This window comes from Rhodanobacter thiooxydans LCS2 (assembly GCF_000264375.1).
In the GTDB taxonomy this organism is placed as follows: Bacteria; Pseudomonadota; Gammaproteobacteria; order Xanthomonadales; family Rhodanobacteraceae; genus Rhodanobacter; species Rhodanobacter thiooxydans.
Map to the genome: position 1 here is coordinate 1 of NZ_AJXW01000073.1, position 25013 is coordinate 25013.

Genomic DNA, 25013 nt, shown 5'->3' on the forward strand with positions numbered 1-25013 from the left:
TTTCTTGACCGTCAACACCCGAAGCAAGGAAACTTTCAGCGTGGGGTGTCGCGGAGACCTTCGCGAAAGGGCGCGTCGTCGAAGGGGCGAGAATCATAGCGCCGAGCCACGCATCTGGGAAGGGGCACATGCACTTTTTTCGGGGAAGCAGCGCTCGGCCGCGGCGCTACACTGCCCATCATGCCCCCGCCGCAACGAGCATCTGTAATGAAACGATGGGTTGCCCCGATGCTTTTCCTGCTGGCCGGTTGCTCGGGCCCTGCTCCCACACCATCCAAGGCAGCGGCGGTCGAGCTGCAAGGGCAACGTTTTTCGGTGGAGCTCGCCACCGACGACGCCAGCCGCCAGCACGGCCTGATGATGCGCACCGCGCTGGCGCCCGACCGCGGCATGCTGTTCGTGTTTCCCCGCACCGGGCCGCAGGCGTTCTGGATGAAGAACACCCTGATCCCGCTCGACATCCTGTACTTCGATGCGGGGCGCCGGCTGGTCTCGATGCAGGTGGACGTGCCACCATGCAAGGCCGACCCTTGCCCGACCTACCCCAGCGACGCGCCGGCGATCTACGTGCTGGAACTGTCTGCCGGCACAGCGCGGCGCATCGGCGCGAAGCCCGGGGACGTGTTGAAGATCGAGGGCGATATCGGGCCGGTACGCTGAACAACGGCACCAGGCGCATCAAGCATGCCGGCACGATAGGGGATCAGGTCCTCGGGACGCAGGTTTTCCAGTACGTCCCAGTCGTCTTCGAACGGAATGAACTGTCGCATGAGATGTTCCTGAATACGGCGCGCCGCTTGACCGGCGCAGGAACATCAAAGCAGCCAGCCCGGTCAATGCACTGACGGAATCGGGCCGTTTGCGGGCAGGGATCGGCGTTCAGTCGATCACGATCATCTCGAAATCGTCCTTGGTCGTGCCGCAATCCGGGCAGGTCCAGGTATCCGGCACGTCTTCCCAGCGGGTGCCGGCGGGAATGCCTTCGTCGGGCACGCCTTCGGCTTCGTCGTAGATGTAGCCGCAGACGACGCACATCCATTTGCGCAAGGCGGCTTCGGTGGAACTCTGGCTCATGATCGGGTTTCTTCGGATCGCTAAGGAATGGAGCATTCTCGCAACTCGCCCGACAATACGAAAGCGCGACGACGATGCCACTACCTTCCCCACCCACCCGCGAGGTGACGATTTGAAGATGCCAATACTCCCACTTGGCGGCGGCCTGTACGCCATCACCGACGGGCCGCGCACCGACCTGCTCGACGTCGTCGCCCAGGCCCTGGCCGGCGGCGCAAGGCTGCTGCAGTACCGCGACCTGAGCGACGACGCAGCGCGGCGCCACGCCGAAGCGACGGCGCTCGTGCAGCTGTGCCGCGCTCATCACGTATCGCTGATCATCGACCACGACATCGCGCTGGCCCAGGCCGTAGGCGCCGACGGCGTGCACCTGGGCAAGGACGATGACGATCCCGCTGCCGTGCGTGCCGTGCTGGGCGAACAGGCGATCGTCGGCGTGTCGTGCTACGGCTCGTTGCCGCGCGCACAGGCTGCCGCACGCGCCGGCGCCAGCTACGTGTCGTTCGGCGCGTTCTACCCTTCGCCGACCAAGCCACTGGCGCCGTGCGTTCCGCTCGAGCTGCTGAGGCAAAGCGCCGCGTTGGGTGTGCCGCGGGTGGCGATCGGCGGGATCACGCCGGACAATGGCGCCTTGCTGGTCGAAGCCGGCGCCGATTACCTGGCCGCCATCACGGCCGTGTTCGCCGCCCGCGACGTGCGCGCTGCCGCACAGCGCTTCGCCGACCTGTACTCCTCCGATCGAGAATCCGCACGATGAGCAACCACGACCTCTTCCAGCGCGCCCAGAAGTTGATGCCCGGCGGCGTGAACTCGCCGGTGCGTGCGTTCAAGTCGGTCGGCGGCGAACCCTTCTTCACCGCGCGCGCCGACGGCGCCTACCTGTGGGACGTGGAGGGCACGCGCTACATCGACTACGTCGGTTCGTGGGGGCCGATGATCGTCGGCCACAACCACCCGGCCGTGCGCGAAGCGGTCGAGCGCGCGGTGAAGAACGGCCTGTCGTTCGGCACGCCCTGCCCGGCCGAGGTGACCATGGCCGAGACGATTACCCGGCTAGTTCCCTCGGTCGAGATGGTGCGCATGGTCAACTCCGGCACCGAGGCGACGATGTCGGCGATCCGCCTCGCCCGCGGCGCCACCGGCCGCAGCAAGATCGTGAAATTCGAGGGCTGCTATCACGGCCACGGCGACAGCTTCCTGGTCAAGGCCGGCTCCGGCGCGCTGACCTTCGGCGTGCCGACCTCGCCCGGCGTGCCGAAGGCAAATGCCGACCTCACGCTCACCCTGCCCTACAACGACCTCGCCGCAGCGCAGGCGCTGTTCGCCGAGCAGGGCAGCGAGATCGCCGGCCTGATCATCGAGCCGGTCGCCGGCAACATGAACTGCATCCCGCCGCTGGACGGCTACCTGCAAGGCCTGCGCGAGCTGTGCACGCAGCACGGCGCGCTGCTGATCTTCGACGAAGTGATGACCGGCTTCCGCGTGGCGCTGGGCGGCGCACAGGCGCATTACGGCGTGACGCCGGATATCACCACCTTCGGCAAGATCATCGGCGGCGGCATGCCGGTGGGCGCTTACGGCGGCCGCCGCGAATTGATGGAGCAGATCGCGCCGAGCGGACCGATCTACCAAGCTGGCACGCTCTCCGGCAACCCGGTGGCGATGGCGGCCGGCCTGGCGATGCTGGAGCTGATCCAGGCGCCCGGCTTCCACGACCAGCTGGCCGCACGCACGCGCCTGCTCTGTGACGGCTTCCAGTCAGTCGCCGACGGCGAAGGCATCGCGTTCAGCACCAACCGCGTCGGCGGCATGTTCGGCCTGTTCTTCAGCGCCGAAAAAGTACAGAGCTATGCGCAGGCGACGGCGGCGGACGCCGCGCTGTTCAACCGCTTCTTCCACGGCATGTTGAAGCGTGGCGTGTACCTGGCGCCATCGGCATTCGAAGCCGGCTTCATGTCCAGCGCGCACAGCGACCAGGACATCGCCGACACGGTGGAAGCCGCTCGCGGCGCCCTGTGCGAGGCGAAGGGCTGATTCACCAGCTGCCGGTATTCGGCATCGACGCCCACGGCTCGCGCGGCGGCAGGTGGCCTTCCTGCAACAACTCGATCGAGATCAGGTCGGGCGAGCGCACGAAGGCCATGTGGCCGTCACGCGGCGGGCGATGGATGGTGTAGCCCATGTCCATCAGGTGCTGGCAGGTGGCGTAGATGTCCTCCACGCGGAACGCCAGATGGCCGAAGTTGCGCGCGCTGCCGTAGCCCTCGGTGGAACCCCAGTTGTACGTGAGTTCGACCTCGGCCTCGGGGCTGTCCGGCGCGGCGAGGAATACCAGGGTGAACTTGCCCTGGGCGTTCTCCATGCGGCGCACCTCGCGCAGGCCCAGACCATCGCAATAGAAACGCAGCGAGGCGTCGATGTCGCGCACGCGCACCATGGTGTGCAGGTATTTCATCGGAACACTCCTGACCGGCCGGCCTCAGCCTGCCGCAAAATCACTCAACGCCGCGTGCAGGCGCCCGAGGCCATCGGCGAGCTCTTCGTCGGTGATGGTCAGCGGCGGCACGAAGCGCAGCACGTCCGGCCCCGCCTGCAGCAGCAGCAAGCCATGCGCGGCGGCGTGGTCGAGGATCGCGCCAGCCTTGCCCTTGTACGCATCGACCAGCACCGCGCCGATCATCAGGCCGCGGCCGCGCACCTCGGAGAACAACTGCAGCTCGTGGTTGATGCGCGCCAGCCCCGCGCGCAGGTCGTTCGCCTGCCGCTCCACGTTCATCAGCACCGCCGACGAGGACAGCTTGGCCAGCGCCACGCGCGCTACCGCGGCGGCCATCGGGTTGCCGCCGAAAGTGGTGCCGTGCGCGCCGTACTGCATCACCTCGGCCACCTTGGGCCCGGCCAGCATCGCGCCGATCGGGAAACCGCCGCCGAGCGCCTTGGCCAGGGTCACGATGTCCGGCGCGACATTGTCGTGCGCGTGTGCGAACAACGTGCCGGTGCGGCCCATGCCGCACTGGATCTCGTCCAGCACCAACAATGCGCCGTGCGCGTCGCACAGCTCGCGCACGCGCTTCAGGAAGCCCGGCGCGGCCGGCACCACGCCACCTTCGCCTTGCACCGGCTCCAGCATCACCGCGGCGATGTCGCCGTCGGCGAACGCCGCCTCCAGCGCCGCGGCATCGTTGAAGTCGAGGTAGCGGAAACCCGCCGGCAGCGGCTCGTAGCCCTGCTGGTACTTCGGCTGCGCGGTGGCGGTGACGGTGGCCAGCGTACGGCCGTGGAACGAGCCCTTGAAGGTGATGATGACGCGCCGCTCCGGCGCCCGGCCCTGCGCCGCCGCCCATTTGCGCACCAGCTTGATCGCCGCCTCGTTCGCCTCGGCGCCGGAGTTGCACAGGAACACCCGCTCGGCGAAACCGCTCGCCTGCACCAGCTCTTCCGCCAGCCGCAGCGGCGGCTCGGTGTAGAACACATTGCTGCTGTGCCACAGCTTGTGCGCCTGCGCGGTCAGCGCGGCGAGCAGGTCCCGATCCTGGTGACCGAGCGCGTTCACCGCGATGCCGGCGCCGAAATCCACGTAGTCGCGGCCTTCGGTATCCCACACCCGCGCGCCCTTGCCATGGTCGAGCACCAACTCGCGCGGCTTGTACACCGGCAGCCAATAGCGCTTGCCAAGCGAGATCAGGTTTTCGGTGGTGGCATCAGGGTGGGGCATGAGGTGTTCCGGCCGCGGGAAAGGTAAGGGTTGCGCATGCTAGCGCCAGGTGCGGGCAATGGCACAGCCGACTTCAGTCGAGGAAGAGATCCGGCAGCAGGGCGGCGCCCGGCTGTACGGCATAGCCGTCGAAATCGCTCACGCCGGCCTCGTGCAGGATCTCCTCGTCGATCGCGAAATGACCGGTGTAGCTGCGCGCCGGGCGGGTCAGGATAGCGTGGGCGGCGTCGGCCACGATCTCCGGCTTGCGGCAGTGCTCGGCCTTCACGCCGTCGATCATGCCGATCGCCGCGGTGGCGATCACCGTGCGCGGCCACAGCGCGTTCACCGCGATGCCCAGCGGCGCGAACTCCGGGCTCATGCCCAGCACGCACAGGCTCATGCCCATCTTGGCGATGGTATAGGCGGTATGCGGCGCGAACCATTTCGGGTCGAGGCTGGGCGGCGGCGACAACATCAGCACATGCGGATTGGCCGCTTTCTTCAAGTACGGCAGGCAGGCCTGGGTGACCAGGAAGGTGCCGCGGGTGTTGACCTGCTGCATCAGGTCGAAGCGCTTCATCGGCGTGCCTTCGGTGCCGGCCAGCCAGATCGCACTGGCGTTGTTGACCACCACGTCGATGCCACCGAAACGCTCGGCCGCCTGCGCCGCGGCGGCCACCACCTGAGCCTCCTCGCGGATGTCCACCTGCAGCGCCAGCGCCTTGCCGCCGGCCGCCTCGACCTCCGCCGCCGCGGTGTGGATGGTGCCGGGCAGCTTCGGATTCGGCATGCCGCTCTTGGCCGCGATCACGATGTTGGCGCCGTCGCGCGCGGCGCGCAGCGCAATCGCCAGGCCGATGCCCCGCGAGGCACCGCTGATGAACAGGGTCTTGCCGGCAAGGTCGGTCATGCGCGTTGCTCCGTCGAATAAAGTGTTCAGTGTAGAACCCGCCGGGCTCACGGCTTCTGGAAGCGCGGCAGGATGTCGCGCAGTTCGGCCAGCCGTTGCACCGGATCAGGCAGTTCGAGCATGCGCTGCTGTTCGCCGGCGTCCAGCGGCAGCAGCTCAGCCAGCCGGAAGCCCAGCCAGCTGGAGTCGTCGTAGGCGCTGCGCGGTGCATCGCGCCATTGCGGCGCCATCGTCTCGATCAACCGCTCCAGGATGGTCTGCAGCAGGGCGAACTCCACCGGCACCGGCTGCTCCGGCTCGTCCGGCCAGACCTCCACGTCGCCGCGCAGCAGGCCGTCGACGCGTGCCCGGCTGCGTGCCACGCGAAAACGCGAGCCGCCTTCGGCGACGATGCCGAGCAGGCCATCGTCGCCGCGGTGGAAATCGCTGATCCGCGCGATGGTGCCGATCGCCGCCGGCAGCGCCGGCTCACCCACTTCCTTGCCCTCCAGGATCAGGCAGACGCCGAAACCGGTGCCGTGCCGCGCGCATTCACGCACCAGGTCGAGATAGCGCGGCTCGAAGATGCGCAGCTGCAGCTGACTGCCGGGAAACAGCACCGAGGCCAGCGGAAACAGCGGCATCTCGACGAGCGGCGACTGGGATTGGGCGACCATCCGGCGAGTGTACCCAGAGCCGGCGCCCCGGTCTGCGGCGACCGGCTCAGGCCTGCCGCAGGCTTTCCACGAAACGGCGCGGCGCCGCCTCGAAACCGCCGTTGGACATGAAGATCACCTGGTCGCCCGCCCGTGCCTGTGCGCGCAGCGCGGCAATCAGCGCATCGACCGTCGGCGCCGTGGCGCCGCGGCCGCCCAGCGCCGCGGTGATCCGGCCAGCGTCCCACGACAACTCGGGGCGATGCAGGAACACCACCGCATCGGCGTCGGCCAGCGACGGCGCCAGCGCCTCGGCGTGCGCGCCCTGGCGCATCGAGTTGGAACGTGGCTCCAACGCCACCAGGATGCGCGCGTCGCCCACCTTCGCGCGCAGTCCGGCCAGGGTGGTGGCGATCGCGGTGGGGTGGTGGGCGAAGTCATCGTAGACGCGCACGCCGTTCACCTCGCCGACCAGTTCCATCCGCCGCTTCACGCTCTCGAAGCTGGCGAAGGCCGGCAGCAACGCTTGCGGATCGGCGCCGGCGGCAGCCGCCGCGGCGAGCGCGGCCAGCGCGTTCATCACGCTGTGCTGGCCGAGCAGCGACCAGCGCACCTCGCCCATGGCTTCGCCGTGGCGCATCACCCTGAACGCGCTGCCGTCCGCCTCGATCAGTTCCGCCTGCCAGTCACCGATGCCGATGCCGAAGCTTTCCACCGGCGTCCAGCAGCCCATCGCCAGCACCTCGGCCAGGCGCTCGTCGTGCGCGTTGACGATCAGCCGGCCGTTGCCCGGCACGGTGCGCACCAGATGATGGAACTGGCGCTGGATCGCGGCCACGTCGGGGAAGATGTCCGCGTGGTCGTATTCGAGGTTGTTGAGGATCGCAATGCGCGGGCGGTAATGCACGAATTTCGAGCGTTTGTCGAAGAACGCGGTGTCGTACTCGTCCGCTTCAATCACAAATGGCGCCGCCACCGGCGGCACGACACTCCCTTCCCCCTCCGGGGGAAGGGAGCGCGCAGCGCCGGATGAGGGCCCGGGGCTTGTGTGTCCCGAGCTGCCCCCCAACCGCGCGGAAACGCCGAAGTTGCCCGGCACCCCGCCGATCAAAAAGCCCGGCGCGAGCCCCGCGCTCTCCAGCAGATGCGCCAGCAGGCTGGTGGTGGTGGTCTTGCCGTGGGTACCGGCCACGGCCAGCACGTCGCGGTCAGCCAGCACCGTCTCGCCCAGCCATTGCGGGCCGGAGATGTAGCGCAGACGCGCATCGAGCATGTACTCGACGGCCGGGTTGCCGCGGCTCATCGCATTGCCGACCACAACGAGATCGGGGGCCGGCTGCAGATGCTCGGCGGTGTAGCCGCTCATCAGTCCGATGCCGAGCGCCTCCAGCTGGGTGCTCATCGGCGGATAGACGTTGGCATCGGAGCCTTCGACTGCGTGGCCCAGCTCGCGCGCGAGCGCGGCGAGCCCGCCCATGAAGGTGCCGCAAATACCGAGGATGTGCAGACGCATGGTGAGCGATTCCCTTGCCGGGAGCGGGAAGCGGGCTCAGCCGTTCGCGGCGGCGGCTTCGTTCTGCAGTGCGCGCTCGATCCGCGCGGTGACCTCGGTCAGTTCGCCGACGCCATCCACTACCTGCAGCTTGCCGCGGCTGGCGTAGAAATCCGCCACCGGCGCGGTCTGCTCGGCATAGATGGCGAGGCGCTTGCGCACGGTATCCGGGTTGTCGTCGGCGCGGCCTTCCGCCTTGAAGCGGATTTCGACGCGCTTGATGATCGCCGCGTCCGGCACATCCAGCTTCACCACCGCATCCAGCGGCTGGCCGAGCTTGGCCAGCAAGTGGTCGAGCGCGTCGGCCTGGGCCAGGTTGCGCGGGTAGCCGTCGAGGATGAAGCCGGCCTTCGCGTCGGCCTGGGCCAGGCGTTCTTCCAGCATGCCGAGCAGGATGTCATCGGAAACCAGCTGGCCGGCGTCCATCACCGCCTTGGCCTTGAGTCCCATCGCGGTGCCGGCGGCGACGGCGGCGCGCAGCATGTCGCCGGTCGAGATATGCGGAACGCCCAGCGCCGTCTTCAGCCGGGTCGCCTGCGTACCTTTGCCCGAGCCGGGCGCACCAAGTAGGACGAGTCGCATAATGCTCCACAAGTTCGGCAGGCCGCCGCATGTTGCAGCCGCCTGCCCGATGCACGGAATTGCCTGTCAAATTAGCCGCTGCACCGGGTGCCGTCAAACAGCGACCTTCGTCGCATTCGGCCAAGTACCTGTTGCAGAAAAGATTTGCCGACGACCGTGGCCAACCACCCCGCTGCCTGACCGAGGATCCCATGAGCCCGAACCGCCGTTCACCCGCCATCGCCGGCAACCTGCTGTACGCCCAGTCCGGCGGTGTCACCGCCGTGATCAACGCCACCGCCGCCGGCGTGATCGAGGCCGCCCGCGGCAAGGGCGTGAAGGTCTACGCCGCGCGCAACGGCATCCTCGGCGCGCTGCGCGAGGAGCTGATCGACACCTCGAAGGAATCGGCTGCCGCGATCGCCGCGCTGCGCCACACGCCCGGTGGCGCGTTCGGCTCGTGCCGCTACAAGCTGAAGTCGCTGGAGGAGAACCGCGCCGAGTACGAGCGGCTGATCGAGGTGTTCCGCGCCCACGACATCCGCTGGTTCCTCTACAACGGCGGCAACGACTCGGCCGACACCGCGCTGAAGCTGTCGCAGATCGGCAAGGCACTCGGCTACGACATCCGCTGCATCGGCGTGCCGAAGACGGTGGACAACGACCTGGCCGTCACCGACTGCTGCCCCGGCTTCGGCTCGGTGGCGAAGTACACCGCCATATCCACGCTGGAGGCCAGCCTCGACGTGGCCTCGATGGCCGAGACCTCGACCAAGGTGTTCATCCTGGAAGTGATGGGCCGTCACGCCGGCTGGATCGCCGCCGCTGCGGGCCTGGCCGGCGAAGGCGCGGACGCAGCGCCGCACCTCATCCTGTTTCCCGAGAACGCATTCGACGAGGCCGCCTTTCTGGCCAAGGTGAAAGCCACCGTCGAGCGCGTCGGCTGGTGCACGGTGGTCGCCTCCGAGGGCGTGCGCAACGCGGCCGGCCAGTTCCTCGCCGAGGCCGGCACCCGTGACGCGTTCGGCCACGCCCAGCTCGGCGGCGTGGCGCCGGTGCTGGCGGCGCTGGTGAAGGAGCAGCTCGGCTACAAGTACCACTGGGCGCTGCCCGACTACCTGCAGCGCTCGGCGCGGCATGCCGCCTCGCAGGTCGACGCGGAGCAGGCCTACGCCGTGGGCAAGGCCGCGGTCGACTACGCGCTGGCCGGGATGAACGCGGTGATGCCGGTGATCGTGCGCACGTCCGATACACCGTACCGCTGGAAGATCAAACCCGCTGCGCTGGCGAAGATCGCCAACCGCGAAAAGAAGATGCCGAAAAACTTCATCAGCCGCGACGGTTTCGGCATCACCGCCGCCGCCCGCCGGTACCTGGCACCGCTGATCCGCGGCGAAGCCCCGCTGCCTTACGGCAAGGACGGGCTGCCGCGCTACGTGCGACTGAAGAACGTGGCGGTGGCGAACAGGCTGGCGGCATTCCGGCGCTGAGCCCACCCTTCCCGTGACGGGTTTCACCATGCTGAGCACCACCTGAAACCCGGCTGCCGGGATCGGGTTCTGTTCAGTCGTAACTTCCTACGCTCCATCCTGCCCGGGTCGATCGCCGCGCTGTGCGGCCACGACCTGCCACGGGAGGAGACCCGAGATGAAACTCGTCCACCGCCTGCTCATCGCCCTCGCCCTGCTTACCACCGGCAGCCTCGCGCTGGCCGCCCCGGGCCCCGGCCCGGATGATTATGGCCGGCACGGTCATGACCGTGGCTACGACCGTCATCACGACGGCCGCCGCTGGCACGACGACCGCCGCCATGGCGACTGGCGCCGCGACCATCGCCGCCATGACGACCGTAGCCATGGTTACGACCATCGCGACTACCGCTACGCCGGTCCGCGCTATTACCCGGCGCACCCCCATCGCTGGGAACGCGGTCACCGCTACTACGGCCCGAGCTACGTGGTGCGCGACTACCGCCATTACCGCCTGCACCCGCCGCCGCGCGGCTATCACTGGGTGCGCGCGAACAATGACTACCTGCTGGTCGCGATCGCCACCGGCATCATCCTGGACTACGCGCTGCGGTAAATCCGCACCGAGGCGAACGATCCGGGGCCATGCATCCGTGCATGGCCCTTTTCATTGATGCGCGGCGCTGCGCCGCACAACGGCCTGCGCCGCCGCCTCTGCCTATACTCCCCGGGACCGCCCGTTCCGGACGGCCACTTACAACCCATGGGGAGGCTCCGATGCTGCAGCAGTATGGCTGGTGGATCGTCGTTGCGTGTGCGGTAGTGGCGGTTCTGTATGGCGCGCTGTCCGCGCGCTGGATCCTGGCGAAATCGCCGGGCAACGAACGGATGCAGGAGATCGCCGCGGCCATCCAGGAAGGCGCGCGCGCCTACCTCAACCGCCAGTACACCACCATCGGCCTGGTCGGCGTGGTGTTGCTGCTGCTGATCGGTTTCTTCCTCACCTGGCCGACCGCGATCGGCTTCCTGCTTGGCGCGGTGCTGTCCGGCGCGGCCGGCTACATCGGCATGAATGTCTCGGTGCGTGCCAACGTGCGCACCGCCGAGGCGGCGCGCAGCGGCCTCGGCGCGGCGATGGACGTGGCGTTCCGCGGCGGCGCGATCACCGGCATGCTGGTGGTCGGCCTGGCCCTGCTCGGCGTGGCCGGCTACTGGCTGGCGCTCGGCCACTTCGGCGTCACCGGCGAAGCCGCCCTGCACGCGCTGGTCGGCCTCGCCTTCGGCAGTTCGCTGATCTCGATCTTCGCGCGCCTGGGCGGCGGCATCTTCACCAAGGGCGCCGACGTCGGCGCCGACCTGGTCGGCAAGGTCGAGGCCGGCATCCCCGAGGACGACCCGCGCAACCCGGCGGTGATCGCCGACAACGTCGGCGACAACGTGGGCGACTGCGCCGGCATGGCCGCCGACCTGTTCGAGACCTACGCGGTGACGGTGATCGCCACCATGCTGCTGGCCGGGCTGACCTTCACCGACAGCCTGGCGGCGGTGCTGTACCCGCTGCTGCTCGGCGGCGTGTCGATCATTGCCTCGATCATCGCCACCTTCTTCGTCCGGGTGAAAGCCGGCGGCTCGATCATGGGCGCGCTGTACAAGGGTGTGATCGTATCGGCGGTGCTCTCGGCGGTCGCGTTCTGGTTCGTCACCGGCAGCCTGCTGCCGCAGGGCCTGAGCGCCGGCGACGGCAGCGTCATCTCCAGCCACGCGCTGTTCCACTGCGCGCTGATCGGCCTGGTGCTGACCGGCCTGATCGTGTGGATCACCGAGTTCTACACCGGCACCCAGTACAAGCCGGTGCAGCACATCGCGGCGGCGTCCACCACCGGCCACGGCACCAATATCATCGCCGGCCTCGGCGTGTCGATGAAGTCGACCGCGATGCCGGTGATCGTGATCTGCGCGGCGATCTGGGGCGCCTACAGCCAGGGTGGCCTGTACGGCATCGCGATCGCCGCCACTGCCATGCTGTCGATGGCCGGCATGATCGTGGCGCTGGACGCCTATGGCCCGATCACCGACAACGCCGGCGGCATCGCCGAGATGGCCGATCTGCCGCCGGAAGTGCGCGGCGTGACCGACCCGCTGGACGCGGTCGGCAACACCACCAAGGCGGTGACCAAGGGCTACGCGATCGGTTCGGCCGCGCTGGCTGCGCTGGTACTGTTCGCCGACTACACGCACAACCTCGACGTCGCCGCGCAGGCCAAGGCGGTGGCCGCGGGCACCACGTATACCCCGCTGACCTTCGACCTGTCCGACCACATGGTGATCATCGGCCTGCTGATCGGCGGCCTGATCCCCTACCTGTTCGGCGCGATGGCGATGGAGGCGGTGGGCCGCGCCGCCGGCGCGGTGGTGGAGGAAGTGCGTCGCCAGTTCCGCGACATCGCCGGCATCATGCAGGGCACCGGCAAGCCGGAATATTCGCGCGCGGTGGACATGCTGACCCGCTCGGCGATCCGCGAGATGATCGTGCCGTCGCTGCTGCCGGTCGCCGTGCCGATCGTGGTCGGCTTACTGCTGGGCCCCAAGGCGCTCGGCGGCGTGCTGATCGGCACCATCGTCACCGGCCTGTTCGTGGCCATCTCGATGACCACCGGCGGCGGCGCCTGGGACAACGCGAAGAAGTACATCGAGGACGGCCACCACGGCGGCAAGGGCTCGGAGGCGCACAAGGCCGCGGTCACCGGCGACACCGTGGGCGACCCGTACAAGGACACCGCCGGCCCCGCGGTGAACCCGCTGATCAAGATCATCAACATCGTGGCGCTACTGATGATTCCGCTGCTGTAAGCCGCGGCTTCGTCTCTCGCAGAAATCCCGCCCGCGTGGCGGGATTTCTGTTTTCAGCCCGCGCGCCTGACTTTAGTCACGGGCGGTGGCCGGCCAAGCCCGGCTACGCTCGGCGGGGCAGGCCGCGCCCACATCCAGCCGCACACCTGGGGATACACGATGAAGGCAGTCTGGCTGACGCTGGCGCTCGGCGTCACACTGGCGGGCATGAACGACAGCCACGCCCGCGATACCAGCCCCGCTCCGGCCGCCACTTCCGCCAGCGACGACCCGTTCCTGTGGCTGGAGGGCATCCACGGCGAGCGCGCACTGGACTGGGTGAAACAGCAGAACGCGGCGGCCGCGAAGCGGTTCGTCGACAACGCCGAGTTCGCCCGCACCCGCGACCGCATCCTCGAGGTGCTCGACTCGGAGGCGCGCATTCCCTACGTCAACCGCATGGGCGACCACCTGTACAACTTCTGGCGCGACAAGGCGCATCCGCGCGGCATCTGGCGGCGCACCACGCTGGCCGAGTACCGCAAGGCCGAGCCGGCATGGGAGCTGCTGCTGGACCTCGACGCCTTGAACCAGGCCGAGGGCAAGCGCTGGGTGTTCAAGGGCGTGCGGTGCCTGAAGCCGGCGTACGAGCGCTGCCTGGTCTCGCTGTCGCCGGACGGCGGCGACGCCGTGGCCGTGCGCGAATTCAGCATCCCGCACAAGGCGTTCGTGAAGGACGGCTTCGTCCTGCCGGTGGCCAAGAGCGAGGTCGACTGGATCGACGAGGACACCCTCTACGTCGGCACCGACTTCGGCCCCGGCTCGATGACCGAGTCGAGCTACCCGCGCATCGCCAAGGAGTGGAAGCGCGGCACGCCGCTGACCGCAGCCACCACCGTGTACGAGGGCAAGCCGAGCGACCTGGCGGTCAGCGCGCACCATGACCGCACGCCAGGCTACGAGCGCGACTTCGTTTCTGTCGCCCGGGACTTCTATCACAGCGATCTGTACCAGCGCCTCGGGGACAAGCTGGCCCGCGTCGAGGTGCCGGCCGACGCGGAAGCCGAAGCGCATCGCGACTGGCTGCTGGTGCGCACCCGCTCGCCGTGGACGGTGGACGGCACCACCTACCCTGCCGGTGTGCTGCTGGCCGCGCCGTTCGACGGCTTCATGGCCGGCAAGCGCCAGTTCACCGTGCTGTTCCAGCCCGACGCGCATACCTCGCTGGATGCCTACGCCTGGACGAAGAACCACCTGATCCTCAACCTGATGGACGACGTCAAGAGCCGACTGGAGGTGCTGACCCCGCCGCAGATGGCGATGCCCGACGGGGACTGGAAGCGTGCGGCGATGCCGGGCGCGCCGGCGATGAGCACGGTCAGCGTGGTCGACACCGACCCGGACCACAGCGACGAGTACTGGCTCGACGTGACCGGTTTCCTGGCGCCGTCGTCGCTGGAACGCGGCGTGCTCGGCGAGGCGGCGGCGCAGACGGTCAAGCAGGCGCCGGCGTTCTTCGACGCTTCGAAGTTCGCGGTCAGCCAGCATTTCGTGCAGTCGAAGGACGGCACCCGCGTACCGTACTTCGAGATCGCGCCGAAGGGCATCAAGCTCGACGGCAGCAACCGCACCCTGCTGTACGGCTACGGCGGCTTCGAGGTCTCGCTGCAGCCGTATTACAGCGGCAGCGTCGGCCGCGCCTGGCTCGAGCGCGGCGGCGTCTACGTGATCGCCAACATCCGTGGCGGCGGCGAATATGGCCCGCAGTGGCACCAGGCCGCGCTGAAGGCGAACCGTCCGCGCGCCTACGAGGATTTCGCCGCGGTGGCCGAGGACCTGGTGAAGCGCGGCGTCACCTCGGCGCAGCACCTGGGCGCCGAAGGCGGCAGCAATGGCGGCCTGCTGATGGGCAACATGCTCACCATATACCCGCAGCTGTTCGGCGCGATCGCCTGCGAGGTGCCGCTGCTGGACATGAAGCGCTACATCCACCTGTCCGCCGGTGCCTCGTGGATGGCCGAATACGGCAACCCGGACACGGCCGACTGGAACTTCATCCGGACCTTCTCGCCGTACCAGAACGTGAGCAAGGACGGCCGCTACCCGCCGGTGCTGTTCTACACCGCCACCAGCGACGACCGCGTCGGCCCGGTGCAGGCGCGCAAGATGGCGGCGAAGATGCAGGCGCAGGGTCACCGCAACGTGTGGTTCTACGAGAACCTGGAAGGCGGCCACGGCGCCGGCGCGGACAACCAGCAGTCCGCCCACATGCATGCGATGGCCTACGACTTTCTGTGGGACCAGTTGAAGTAGCCGATCCACCATGGTGCAGCACCCGCGAGCCGGCATTTGCCGGCTCGCGTCGTATGGCGGTGGCCATCGACAGGCTCTGAAGTAAGCTCTGGCGTTCCGCCACCTTGTTTCTTGCCATGCACTCACGCACCACCATCAGCCACGAACTGCGCGAGTGGATCCTCGCCACCACGCGCGCCGGCCACGGCGTGCCGGAGGTGCTGAAGCTGATGAAGGAGCACGGCTACGACCCGCGGCAGAGCCGCAGCATCGTCGCCGAGGTGCTGAAGCTGCCGCTGGCGACGCTGCCGGCCAGCACCGCCAGCGGGTCGCCGCCGGGGCTGCGCCCGAAGCATCCCGGGGCGCCCGAAGTCCGCGCCGACGGGCACGCCATCGGCGTCTCGCTCAGCGTCGACGCGCCGGCACTGCGGGTGCTGGAGAACATCCTCAGCGCTCGGGAATGCGACGAACTGATCGCGCTGGCGCGGCCGCGCCTCCAGCGTGCGCTCACCGTCGACAGCGAGGGCCGCCAGCAGGTGGACCGGCGGCGCACCAGCGAGGGCATGTTCTTCACCCTGGACGAAGTGCCGCTGGTTGGCCGCATCGAACGGCGCGTGGCCGCCCTGCTCGACGTGCCGGCGAGCCACGGCGAGGGGCTGCAGATCCTGCACTACCTGCCGGGGCAGGCGTACGAGCCGCACTTCGACTGGTTCGACCCGGACCAACCGGGTTACGAAACGATCACCGCGGTCGGCGGGCAGCGCATCGCCAGCGTGGTGATGTACCTGAACACACCCGCGCGGGGCGGCGGCACGGCGTTCCCCGCGCTCGGCCTCACCGTCACCGCACGACGCGGCGCGGCGGTGTATTTCGCCTACGAGGGCGGCGACTGCAGCTCGCTGCATGCCGGCCTGCCGGTGCTCGAGGGCGAGAAGTGGATCGCCACCAAATGGCTGCGCGAGCGGCCCTACCGGAGGCCGACGAAGGCCTGAACGCTGGCGCAGTGAAGCCCGCCGCTGCTGCATCGCAGCAGCGTTTGGCGTATCCTTGCGGACCCTCTTTTCCCCTTCATCGCCAAGGACAGTCCATGGGTCTGCACCTCGTCTCCGCCGGTCGCAACGTGCCGGAAGAAATCAACGTCATCATCGAGATCCCCAAGGACGCCGAGCCGGTCAAGTACGAGGTGGAGAAGGAGTCGGGTGCGATCTTCGTGGACCGCATCCTGTCCACCCCGATGCGCTACCCGTGCAACTACGGCTACGTGCCGCGCACCCTGGGCGGCGACGGCGACCCGCTGGACGCGGTGGTGATCCTGCCGCTGCCGCTGGCGGTCGGTTCGGTGATCCGCTGCCACCCGGTCGGCATGCTGAAGATGACCGACGAGGCCGGCAGCGACGAGAAGCTGGTAGTGATCCCCTCGCCGAAGGTGTTCCCCGGCTATGCGCACATCAACGACATGAAGGGCGTCTCGCCGCACTGGCTGGAGCGCATCGGCCACTTCTTCGAGCACTACAAGGACCTGGAGAAGGGCAAGTGGGTGAAGGTGGACGGCTGGGTCGGCGCCGATGAGGCGAAGGCCGAGATCCTCGCCGGCTTCCAGCGCTACCAGGACGCCATCAGCGGCTGAGCCTGTCGCGAACCAAAAGTATCCGCACACACACAGACCCCGCCTCGGCGGGGTTTGTCGTTCATGTGCTCAGCCGCGCCTGAGCAGTTCGCGCAGGTCGATCAGCGCCGCGTTCGCGCGCGACACGTAGTTCGCCATCACCAGCGAGTGGTTGGCGAAGAAGCCGAACGGCGAGCCGTTCAGCACCATCGGGCTGTGCAGCGGGCGCTGCGCCTCCTCCAGCTCGCGGATCACCTGGTCCAGGCTGACGTCGGCGTGCTTGGAGCGCAGGATCGGGCCGAAGTCCTGGCGGAACGCCTTGAGCTGTTCCAGCAGCGTCCAGGTGTAGCCGCGGGCCTCGTAGAAGTTGTCGTCGATCTTCGTCCACGGCGTCTTCACCAGGCGGCCGCCGCCGGAAGCGGCCACCGTGCCGGCGGCGGCCGGCTCATCGGCGCTGGCCACCTCGCCGATGCGGATCTGGCCCACGCTGGCCGACAGCCGCTGCGACAGCGAACCCAGCCGCGCCGAAGCCAGCTGCAGGTAGTCAGCCAGGTTGTCGGCGCGCGCGTAGAAGTGCGCGTTGCTGTCGTCGGCGTCGCCGAGCCGTTGCAGATAGCCGTCCAGACGGCTGATCGCCTTGCGGTACTGGCTTTCCGAGCTGGGCAGCAGCCAGCGGTCGTTCGGGCTGTTGAGCAGCGGGTCGGCCTCGGCCAGGTCCTTGTCCTCGGTCGACTGCGTCTGCGAGCGGCTGAAGTCGTTGCGCAGCGCACGCACCAGGTCGCGCGAAGCGGTCAGCGAGCCGAATTCCCAGTTGGGGATGTTGTCCATCAGCACGCCGGGCGGCAGCTTGTCGTTGCTGAGGTAGCCGCCGCGCTTGTCCAGCAGCGTGCGCACCGAGGCGATCAGGGTGGCGGTGGTGGTCGCGCCGGTGCTGACCGGCCGCTTCAGCTCCTGCAGCTGAGCCTGGGTCACCGCCACCGGATCGAACAACGCCGGCTCGGTGTCCCACCACCACATCAGCGCCGCCACGCCCAGCACCAGCAGCGCGAGCAATGCCAGGATGGCGTGGCGGATACCGTGACGCGAGGAGTTTGAAGTATCCGGGGTCTGCATCGCGCGGCTCCTGCGGGGAATGGGCCAAGCTTACAGGCTCGGCGTGGCGCCGCGTGACCAGCGCCGAGCCGGAGCCGACGCCGGCACCGTCCCGTCACGCCGCCGGGGCGTACGATCGCAGGCGAGGTCGCCTGCCCGCCCTCCCTGCGGAGGAAGCAAGGGCGGCCTTCGAAGCCTCAAAGGAGTTGCCGCATGAAAGCCGTCGCGCTCACCCGCTACCTGTCGATCGACGATCCGCAGTCGTTGTTCGACATCGAACTGCCGCCGCCGACGCCGGGTGAGCATGACCTGCTGGTACGCGTGGAGGCGGTCTCGGTGAATCCGGTCGACACCAAGATCCGCTCGCCCAAGCCGCAGATCGAGACGCAGCCGAAGGTGCTCGGCTACGACGCCGCCGGGGTGGTGGAGGCGACCGGCGACGCGGTCGATGGTTTCCGGCCGGGCGACCGCGTGTACTACGCCGGTGACGTCACCCGCCCCGGCAGCAACGCGCAGTTCCAGCGGGTCGACGCGCGCCTGGCCGGCCATGCGCCGCGCTCGCTGGACCTGGCCGAGGCGGCGGCGCTGCCGCTGACCGCACTGACCGCGTGGGAGCTGCTGTTCCAGCGCATGCCGTTCGACAGCGAGGATGGCGGCGAAGGCAAGTCGCTGCTGATCATCGGCGGCGCCGGCGGCGTGGGCTCGATCGCCATCCAGCTGGCGCGGCGCGCGGGCTTCACGGTGATCGCCACCGCCTCGCGCGGCGAAACCACCGACTGGTGCCGCACGATGGGTGCACACCATGTGGCGAATCATCGCCACCCGCTGGCACTGCAGCTGGAGGCGCTGGGTTTCAACCAGGTCGACGCCGTGCTCAACCTCGCCGACACCGACCACTACTGGGACGCGGTCGGCCAGCTGCTGGCGCCGCAAGCCCACGTGGGCCTGATCGTGGAACCGGCCGGCGCGCTGAGGGTCGGCGATCCGTACAAGGCCAAGTGCATCGGCATCCACTGGGAATTCATGTTCGCCCGCGCGCGTTTCAACACGCCCGACATGGCCGAGCAGGGCCGCATCCTCGAACGGGTCGCCGCGCTGATCGATACCGGCGAATTGCGCGGCACGCGCACCGAGACGCTGGCGCCGATCAACGCGGCGAACCTGCGCGAGGCGCACCGCCGGCTGGAGTCGGGCCGCACGATCGGCAAGCTGGTGCTGGCCGGCTGGTGATCCCGCGCCGGCGGCGTGCGCCGCGCCGGCAGTCGCTCAGCTGCGCTTGCCCGCGGCCTTCCCGGCGGGCGAAGGCTTGGCCGGCTCACCCTTCTTGCCGAGCTGCTCCAGCAGCGTGTTCATGTCCTCGGCGTGCTCTTCCTCCATCGCCAGGATGCCTTCCAGCACGCGGCGCGTGGTCGGGTCGTCGGTGCCGATGTAGGCGATCATCTCGCGGTAGCTGTCGATCGCGATGCGCTCGGCGACCAGATCCTCCTTGATCATGTCGACGATGTCCTCACCCTCGACATAGTCGGAGTGGCTGCGGCTGAGCAGGCCTTCCGGCGACAGGTTCGGCTTGCCGTCGAGCTGGGTGATGCGCTCGGCGATCAGGTCGGCGTGGCCCTGCTCCTCGTTTGCGTGCTGCAGGAACTCGGCCTTGATCGCCTGCGAGTGGATGCCCGAAGCCATGTAGTAGTGGTACTTGTAGCGCAGCACGCAGACGATTTCGGTGGCCAGCGCATGGTTGAGCAACTTGACCACCGTTCCGCGATCGGCGCGGTAACCCGCCGTTATCGCGCCCTTGTCGATATCCTGGCGCGCACGCTTGCGGATGTTCTCGATGTCGCTGACGAACGGCTTGGTCTTGGCCATGGCTTGCTCCTGCGGGCACGGATGGGCAGCGGCGAGCGTGCCGATGCCGTCGGAAGTCCGGTCAGCCTAGGAACGCGCATGAAAAAGCCAGGTGAAGAGGACTTCACCCGGCTCGTTTCGCCGATACCGGCTCAGCGCGGCTGATAGGCACGCAGGAACATCGCGACGCCGGCCCGCGCGGTGCTCTCGATCTCCTCGGCGTAGCTCTCCGCACAGTCGGTGCAGCCGAACATCTGGCGCATCATCAGGTTGCCCTTGATCAGGCTGAGGAACTGCCCGCTGGCGCGCACCACGTCGTCGATGTCGAGCTGGCCGGCGTCAATCGCCTGCTGCAGCAGCCGTTCCATCAGGCCATGCGTACGCGCCGCACCCTCTTCCCAGATCAGCTTGCCGTAGCGAGGGTTGCCCTGGCGGCAATCGCTGAGGATGGCGCGGAAGGTGCCGACGGTCTCGGCGTTGCAGTCGAGGTGGGCGTGGGTCAGCGCCACCCGCAGCAGGGTGTCGCGGATGTCGGCAGTGGGATCGAAGAAGTAGGTCTCTTCCGGCAGCAAGTCCTGGATGCGCGAGCGGATCACCTCGCGGAACAGGTTGTCCTTGTCACCGAAATGGCTGTACACGGTGAGCTTGGACACGCCCGCGTCCGCGGCGATCGCGTCCATACTGGTGCCGGCAAACGCGTTGCGGATGAACAGGGCCTTCGCCGCCGACAGGATCGCCGCACGCTTCTCCATGTCCTTCGGGCGGCCGGGGCCCTGGGATTTGACCTGCGCGCTGTTCATGCCACCACCTTCACGCCTTCACAAAGAAATAGCCAAGCTTTATTATACGCAACGGTTCAATTATTTCCAGAACGACGCCAACGCCGTCAGTGTCCGCCGTCTGTGCGCCGGACACCATGACGAATGTCAGCGCGCCGCGGTGACTTCCGGCACTTCGTGGCCCCGCAGGCAACCGTCAGGCTTGCCAGCACCCCGGAGCGTCGTTGTCGAGGCGGGCGCCAGCGCTTATCCTTTCTGGTCTTTTTTCGCTCCCCACGGGACACGGCAGATGGTGATGAATATCGAACAGGCGCGGGTGAACATGGTGGAAAACCAGGTGCGCCCGTGGGAAGTACTGGACGGCCGCGTACTGGAGGTGCTCGGCCGCGTGCGCCGCGAGGATTTCGTCGCCGCCCAGCATCGCCAGCTGGCGTTCGCCGATCTGTGCCTGCCGCTGGGCCACGGCGAGGTGATGATGAAGCCGGTGGTGGAAGGCCGCGTGCTGCAGGCGCTGGAGCTGGCGCCCACCGACCGCGTGCTGGAGATCGGCACCGGCTCGGGCTTCCTCACCGCCTGCCTGGCCGGCCTTGGCGGGCAGGTGACCAGTGTCGACATCCACGCCGATTTCACCGCCGCCGCCACGCAGCGCCTGCAGGCCGCCGGCGTCACTAATGCGATACTGGCCACCGGCGAGGCGGTGCGCGAGTGGCAACCCGACGGCCTGTTCGACGCATTGGTGGTGACCGGCGCGGTACATGCGGTGCCGTCGCGCTGGCTGGACTGGCTCAAGCCCGGTGCGCGCGCACTGGTGATTCGCGGCCTGTCGCCGGTGCAGCAGGCTGCCTTGCTCACCCATGAGGGCGCCGGCCGCTATCGCGAAGAAACCCTGTTCGAAACCGATCTGCCCTACCTGACCCACGCCGAGCCGCCACCGCGGTTCGTGTTCTGACTCCGCCCCCGCACCGATCCTCACGAGGCACCCCATGCGTTTGAAGCTGCTTACCCTTGCCCTGGCCCTGGCTGCCGTCTCGCTGCCCGGTCACGGCGAGGATCTGCTCGATGCCTATCGCGATGCGCGCGCCAACGATCCGGTGTTGTCGCAGGCCGACGCCACCCGCCTGGCCACCGCCGAGGGGGTGGACCAGGCGCGCGCGCTGCTGCTGCCGCAGATCGGCGCCAGCATGAGCCTCAACCAGATCAACGGCGGCAACCAGATCGGCCACAGCCGCACGCGCTCGATCAACGGCACGCTCAGCCAGACCGTGCTCGACTTCAGCAAGTACGCCAACCTCAAGGCCGCCCACTCGGCCTCCGATGCGCAGGACGAGCTGTACCAGGCCGCGGCGCAGGAGCTCTACGGGCGCGTGGCCGCGGCCTACTTCGGCGTGCTCACCAGCGAGGACGAGCTGACCTACGCCAGGGCCAACGAGGATGCCTTCCGCCAGCAGTACGAGCAGTCCGACCAGCGCTTCAAGGTCGGCCTCTCGGCGATCACCGACGTGTACCAGGCCAAGGCCTACTACGAGGCGGCCAAGTCGCAGACCATCGCCGCGCAGAATGCGCTCAACGACGCCCGCGAGGCGCTCACCCAGGTCACCGGCAAGCCGGCCGGCGAGCTGAAAAAGCTGCGCGACGACCTGCCGATGCAGCCGCCGACACCAGCCGACCAGGACAGCTGGGTCAAGCAGGCGCTGGAGACCAACCCCAACCTGCTCACCCAGAAGTACAACGTGCAGACGGCGCAGCACAACATCAGCGCCGCGCGCGCCGGCCACCTGCCGACGATCACCGCCGGCGTCAGCTACGGCAAGGGTGCCGGCTGGTCGGACAGCAATGCCGGCGCACGCTACCGCGACCCGGCCTCGACCACCATCGGCCTGACCTTGAACGTGCCGATCTTCTCCGGCGGCTTCACCCAGTCGCGCGTACGCCAGTCGATCTACCAGCGCGACGCCGCCACCGACGCGCTGGAAGCGCAGCGCCGCCAGGTGGTGCGCGACACGCTCAACTACTACCGCTCGGTGATCGCCGGCATCGCCCAGGTGGAATCGGCCAAGGCCTCGGTGGAGTCGGGCCGCAAGGCGCTGGAGGCGACCCGTGCCGGCTTCGAGGTGGGCACCCAGACAATGACCAACGTGCTGCTGGCGATCCAGGTCCTGACCTCCTCGGAGAGCAGCTACTCGCAGGCCCGCCATCAGTTCATCCTGAACAAGCTGCTGCTCAGGCAGACCGCCGGCACCGCCGAGCTCAAGGACATCGAGGAGATCAACGCGCTGCTGCAGTAAACCGCCACGCGTTGCACGCAAGCACGGCCGGGCCCACGCCCGGCCGTGCCGTTTTCCGGCCGGTCATTCCTGCAGCAGGGCGTCGATCAGCCGCATGACCCGCTGCACCGCGCCGCGTTCGCGCTCGAACACGCGCTGTGCAGCTTGCCCCATGCGCGCGCGCGCGGCCGCATCGAGCAACAGCTTCAGCGCGGCCGGCCCCAGCCGTGCGGCATCCGCCACGCGCTCGGCGCCGCCTTCCCCGATCAGGCTGCGGGTGATCTCCTCGAAGTTGAAGGTGTGCGGCCCCACCAGCACCGGCACCGACAGCGCCGCTGGCTCCAGCACGTTGTGGCCGCCGATCGGCACCAGGCTGCCGCCGACGAAGGCCAGGTCGGAGGCCGCGAAGAACGGCATCAGCTGCCCCATGGCGTCGATCACGAACACCTGGTGCGCGACCGACGGCACGCCTTCGAGGCTGCGCGTAGCGACCGTGAAGCCCAGGCTGCGCACCGTGTGTTCGACCAGCTTGAAGCGTTCCGGGTGGCGCGGCGCCAGCAGCAGCAGCGCGTCAGGCAGGCGCTTCAGCACCTGCAGGTGCGCCTCCAGCACCGCCAGTTCCTCGCCCTCGTGGGTGCTGGCCGCGATCCACACCGGCCGCCGCGGCCCCCAGTGCCCGCGCATGGTGGCGCCCTCGGCCACCGCGCCGTCGGGGATCGGCATGTCGAACTTCATGTTGCCGGTGACCAGCACCTGCTCCGGGGCGGCCCCGAGCAGGCGGTAGCGGGCCGCATCGGTGCGCGACTGCGCGGCGATCAGCCGCACGCAGCGCAGCGCCGAGCGCAGCAGCCCGCGCAACGGCTTGTAGCCGCGCAGCGAGCGCTCCGACAGCCGCGCATTGACGATCATCAGCGGAATGCCGCGCCGGCGGCAGGCGAAGTACAGGTTCGGCCAGATCTCGGTTTCCACGATCAGCGCCAGCCGCGGCCGGATCTTCTTCAGGAAGCGGCCCACCGAGTACGGCAGATCGTACGGCAGGTAGACGTGGAACACGCTGTCGCCGAACAACTGCTGCACGCGTGCGGTACCGGTCGGCGTGACCGTGGTGATCACCAGCGGCGCGTTCGGGTAGTCGCGCCGCAGCGCCTTGATCAACGGCTCGGCCGCGTTCACCTCGCCCACCGACACCGCATGCACCCACAGGCTGCCGCGGAAACCGGGCGGGTCGAAGAAACCGAAGCGCTCCGGCCAACGCCAGTGGTATGGCCGCGAACGCACGCCGCGCGCGAGCAGCCGCAGCACCAGCAGCGGTGTCGCCAGATACATCGCGAGGGTATAGAGATAACGCAACGTGGGGGCCCGTCAGTCCAGCGCGGCAGTATACGAGAGCGCGCGCCGCCACCGCCGCGCACGCGGCATGCCGTCGCGGCGCGGTGCCGGCTGGCGGCCTCCACTACAATGCGCACGATGCCCGGCATGCCCCGCCCCACCTTCACCCGTTCGCTGCTTGCGCCGCGCCACTGGCCGGCGTGGCTGGGTGTGGGCGCGATCTGGCTGATCGCGCGGCTGCCGCAGCGCGCGCTGATGTGGCTGGGCCGGCGGCTGGGCGCGCTGGTGCGGCGGGTTCCCTCCGAGCGCCGGCGCATCGCCGCGGCGAACATCGCGTTGTGCTTTCCCGAGCTCGATGCCGCCGCGCGTGCCGCACTGGTCGACGCGAACCTGCGCGACATCGGCCTGATGCTGGTGGAGTTCGCGCTGGGCTGGATGGGCAGCGACCGCCGCATGGCTGCCATCCCGACCCGCATCGAGGGGCTGGAACACCTCGCCGCGGCACGCGCGCAGGGCAAGGGCGTGCTGCTGGTCGGCGGGCACTTCTCGCACCTGGAGCTGTGTGCGCGGCTGGTCTCGCAGCGCATCCGCATCGCCGGCATGTACCGGCGGATGGACTCGGCCGTGTTCGAGTGGGCGGTGCTGCGCGCACGACTGGACTACGCCGACGCGATGTTCGAGAAGGACGACCTCCGCGGCACCGTGAAGTACCTGCGCGGCGGCGGCACGCTGTGGTACGCGCCGGACCAGGACATGCGCAGCAAGGACACGGTGTTCGTGCCGTTCTTCGGCGTGCCGGCGGCCACCATCACCGCCACCCATCACCTGGCGCGCATGTCCGGCGCGCTGGTGATCCCGTTCTTCCATCGCCGCCTGCCGGATGGCGGGGGCTACGCGCTGCGCCTCGGCGCACCACTGGACGGCTTCCCCGGCACCGACGCGGCAGCCGACACCGCCCGCGTCAACGCCTGCATCGAGCAGATGGTGCGCGAAGCGCCCGAGCAGTATCTGTGGGTGCACAAGCGCTTCAAGACCCGCCCGCCTGGCGCACCCGCGATCTACTGATCCGTAAGCCGGGTGAA

General features: G+C 68.7%; 24 protein-coding genes. 13 read left to right on the plus strand and 11 right to left on the minus strand.

Annotation, left to right across the window (positions count from 1 at the left end; genetic code table 11):
* Nucleotides 1-207: 207 nt before the first annotated feature.
* On the plus strand, nt 208-660 hold the full coding sequence (locus UUA_RS14345; protein ID WP_425476917.1) for a DUF192 domain-containing protein: 453 nt from the start codon (nt 208-210) through the stop codon (nt 658-660).
* Between the two features lie 219 nt (nt 661-879).
* Here the strand turns inward: UUA_RS14345 and UUA_RS14350 are convergent, their stop codons facing one another.
* Nucleotides 880-1074: a rubredoxin gene (locus UUA_RS14350; RefSeq protein ID WP_039954144.1), complete on the minus strand. Its 195-nt coding sequence runs from the start codon at nt 1072-1074 to the stop codon at nt 880-882.
* Between the two features lie 118 nt (nt 1075-1192).
* Here UUA_RS14350 and thiE point away from each other — a divergent pair, with 118 nt between their 5' ends.
* Nucleotides 1193-1831, plus strand: a complete 639-nt coding sequence (gene thiE / locus UUA_RS14355) for a thiamine phosphate synthase (protein WP_008438124.1) — start codon at nt 1193-1195, stop codon at nt 1829-1831.
* Entirely contained in the window at nt 1828-3108 is a 1281-nt protein-coding gene (hemL, locus tag UUA_RS14360; protein ID WP_008438126.1) for a glutamate-1-semialdehyde 2,1-aminomutase, read from the plus strand. Before thiE ends, hemL begins: the two co-directional genes overlap by 4 nt.
* Before the next feature lies 1 nt (nt 3109).
* Here hemL and UUA_RS14365 read toward each other — a convergent pair whose 3' ends face one another.
* The 6 genes from UUA_RS14365 to UUA_RS14390 form a co-directional block, all read right to left on the minus strand.
* Nucleotides 3110-3529, minus strand: a complete 420-nt coding sequence (locus UUA_RS14365) for a VOC family protein (protein ID WP_008438128.1) — start codon at nt 3527-3529, stop codon at nt 3110-3112.
* A 24-nt stretch (nt 3530-3553) separates the two neighbouring features.
* Nucleotides 3554-4789: an acetylornithine/succinylornithine family transaminase gene (locus UUA_RS14370; protein WP_008438129.1), complete on the minus strand. Its 1236-nt coding sequence runs from the start codon at nt 4787-4789 to the stop codon at nt 3554-3556.
* A gap of 73 nt (nt 4790-4862) precedes the next feature.
* Entirely contained in the window at nt 4863-5681 is an 819-nt protein-coding gene (locus tag UUA_RS14375; RefSeq protein WP_008438134.1) for an SDR family oxidoreductase, read from the minus strand.
* A 47-nt stretch (nt 5682-5728) separates the two neighbouring features.
* Nucleotides 5729-6337: an LON peptidase substrate-binding domain-containing protein gene (locus UUA_RS14380; protein WP_008438135.1), complete on the minus strand. Its 609-nt coding sequence runs from the start codon at nt 6335-6337 to the stop codon at nt 5729-5731.
* A gap of 46 nt (nt 6338-6383) precedes the next feature.
* The gene (mpl, locus tag UUA_RS14385) at nt 6384-7829 is read right to left on the minus strand and encodes a UDP-N-acetylmuramate:L-alanyl-gamma-D-glutamyl-meso-diaminopimelate ligase (protein ID WP_008438136.1); all 1446 of its coding nucleotides are present in this window, start codon (nt 7827-7829) and stop codon (nt 6384-6386) included.
* A gap of 36 nt (nt 7830-7865) precedes the next feature.
* Entirely contained in the window at nt 7866-8450 is a 585-nt protein-coding gene (locus UUA_RS14390; protein WP_008438137.1) for an adenylate kinase, read from the minus strand.
* Nucleotides 8451-8641: 191 nt separating this feature from the next.
* Here UUA_RS14390 and UUA_RS14395 point away from each other — a divergent pair, with 191 nt between their 5' ends.
* The 6 genes from UUA_RS14395 to ppa all read left to right on the plus strand — a co-directional run bounded on the left by UUA_RS14395 (nt 8642) and on the right by ppa (nt 16646).
* Entirely contained in the window at nt 8642-9919 is a 1278-nt protein-coding gene (locus UUA_RS14395; protein ID WP_008438138.1) for a 6-phosphofructokinase, read from the plus strand.
* Nucleotides 9920-10076: 157 nt separating this feature from the next.
* A complete protein-coding gene (locus UUA_RS14400; RefSeq protein ID WP_008438139.1) occupies nt 10077-10514 on the plus strand; it encodes an RcnB family protein in 438 nt (145 codons plus the stop codon).
* Nucleotides 10515-10675: 161 nt separating this feature from the next.
* Nucleotides 10676-12748, plus strand: a complete 2073-nt coding sequence (locus UUA_RS14405) for a sodium-translocating pyrophosphatase (protein WP_008438140.1) — start codon at nt 10676-10678, stop codon at nt 12746-12748.
* A gap of 207 nt (nt 12749-12955) precedes the next feature.
* Nucleotides 12956-15040: a prolyl oligopeptidase family serine peptidase gene (locus UUA_RS14410; protein ID WP_238533033.1), complete on the plus strand. Its 2085-nt coding sequence runs from the start codon at nt 12956-12958 to the stop codon at nt 15038-15040.
* Between the two features lie 116 nt (nt 15041-15156).
* Nucleotides 15157-16011, plus strand: a complete 855-nt coding sequence (locus tag UUA_RS14415; RefSeq protein WP_008438142.1) for a 2OG-Fe(II) oxygenase — start codon at nt 15157-15159, stop codon at nt 16009-16011.
* A gap of 95 nt (nt 16012-16106) precedes the next feature.
* The gene (gene ppa / locus UUA_RS14420; RefSeq protein ID WP_008438143.1) at nt 16107-16646 is read left to right on the plus strand and encodes an inorganic diphosphatase; all 540 of its coding nucleotides are present in this window, start codon (nt 16107-16109) and stop codon (nt 16644-16646) included.
* Nucleotides 16647-16715: 69 nt separating this feature from the next.
* On the opposite strand, the gene UUA_RS14425 is transcribed toward ppa, so the two are convergent.
* A complete protein-coding gene (locus UUA_RS14425; RefSeq protein ID WP_008438144.1) occupies nt 16716-17738 on the minus strand; it encodes a DUF2333 family protein in 1023 nt (340 codons plus the stop codon).
* A gap of 192 nt (nt 17739-17930) precedes the next feature.
* On the opposite strand from UUA_RS14425, the gene UUA_RS14430 reads away from it, so the two are divergent.
* The gene (locus UUA_RS14430) at nt 17931-18947 is read left to right on the plus strand and encodes a zinc-binding alcohol dehydrogenase family protein (protein WP_008438145.1); all 1017 of its coding nucleotides are present in this window, start codon (nt 17931-17933) and stop codon (nt 18945-18947) included.
* Between the two features lie 36 nt (nt 18948-18983).
* Here UUA_RS14430 and UUA_RS14435 read toward each other — a convergent pair whose 3' ends face one another.
* Nucleotides 18984-19580 (minus strand): ferritin-like domain-containing protein, encoded by a 597-nt coding sequence (locus UUA_RS14435; protein ID WP_008438146.1) that lies wholly within the window; start codon nt 19578-19580, stop codon nt 18984-18986.
* 131 nt (nt 19581-19711) lie between these two features.
* Entirely contained in the window at nt 19712-20359 is a 648-nt protein-coding gene (locus UUA_RS14440; RefSeq protein ID WP_008438147.1) for a TetR/AcrR family transcriptional regulator, read from the minus strand.
* 268 nt (nt 20360-20627) lie between these two features.
* On the opposite strand from UUA_RS14440, the gene UUA_RS14445 reads away from it, so the two are divergent.
* Both UUA_RS14445 and UUA_RS14450 read left to right on the plus strand, forming a co-directional pair.
* The gene (locus tag UUA_RS14445) at nt 20628-21287 is read left to right on the plus strand and encodes a protein-L-isoaspartate O-methyltransferase family protein (RefSeq protein WP_008438148.1); all 660 of its coding nucleotides are present in this window, start codon (nt 20628-20630) and stop codon (nt 21285-21287) included.
* Nucleotides 21288-21321: 34 nt separating this feature from the next.
* Nucleotides 21322-22623: a TolC family outer membrane protein gene (locus UUA_RS14450; protein WP_008438149.1), complete on the plus strand. Its 1302-nt coding sequence runs from the start codon at nt 21322-21324 to the stop codon at nt 22621-22623.
* Between the two features lie 63 nt (nt 22624-22686).
* Here UUA_RS14450 and waaA read toward each other — a convergent pair whose 3' ends face one another.
* Entirely contained in the window at nt 22687-23952 is a 1266-nt protein-coding gene (gene waaA / locus UUA_RS14455) for a lipid IV(A) 3-deoxy-D-manno-octulosonic acid transferase (RefSeq protein ID WP_039954146.1), read from the minus strand.
* 126 nt (nt 23953-24078) lie between these two features.
* Here waaA and lpxL point away from each other — a divergent pair, with 126 nt between their 5' ends.
* Complete coding sequence (gene lpxL / locus UUA_RS14460) at nt 24079-24996, plus strand: LpxL/LpxP family Kdo(2)-lipid IV(A) lauroyl/palmitoleoyl acyltransferase (protein ID WP_235605884.1); 918 nt, start codon at nt 24079-24081, stop codon at nt 24994-24996.
* Nucleotides 24997-25013 lie beyond the last annotated feature (17 nt).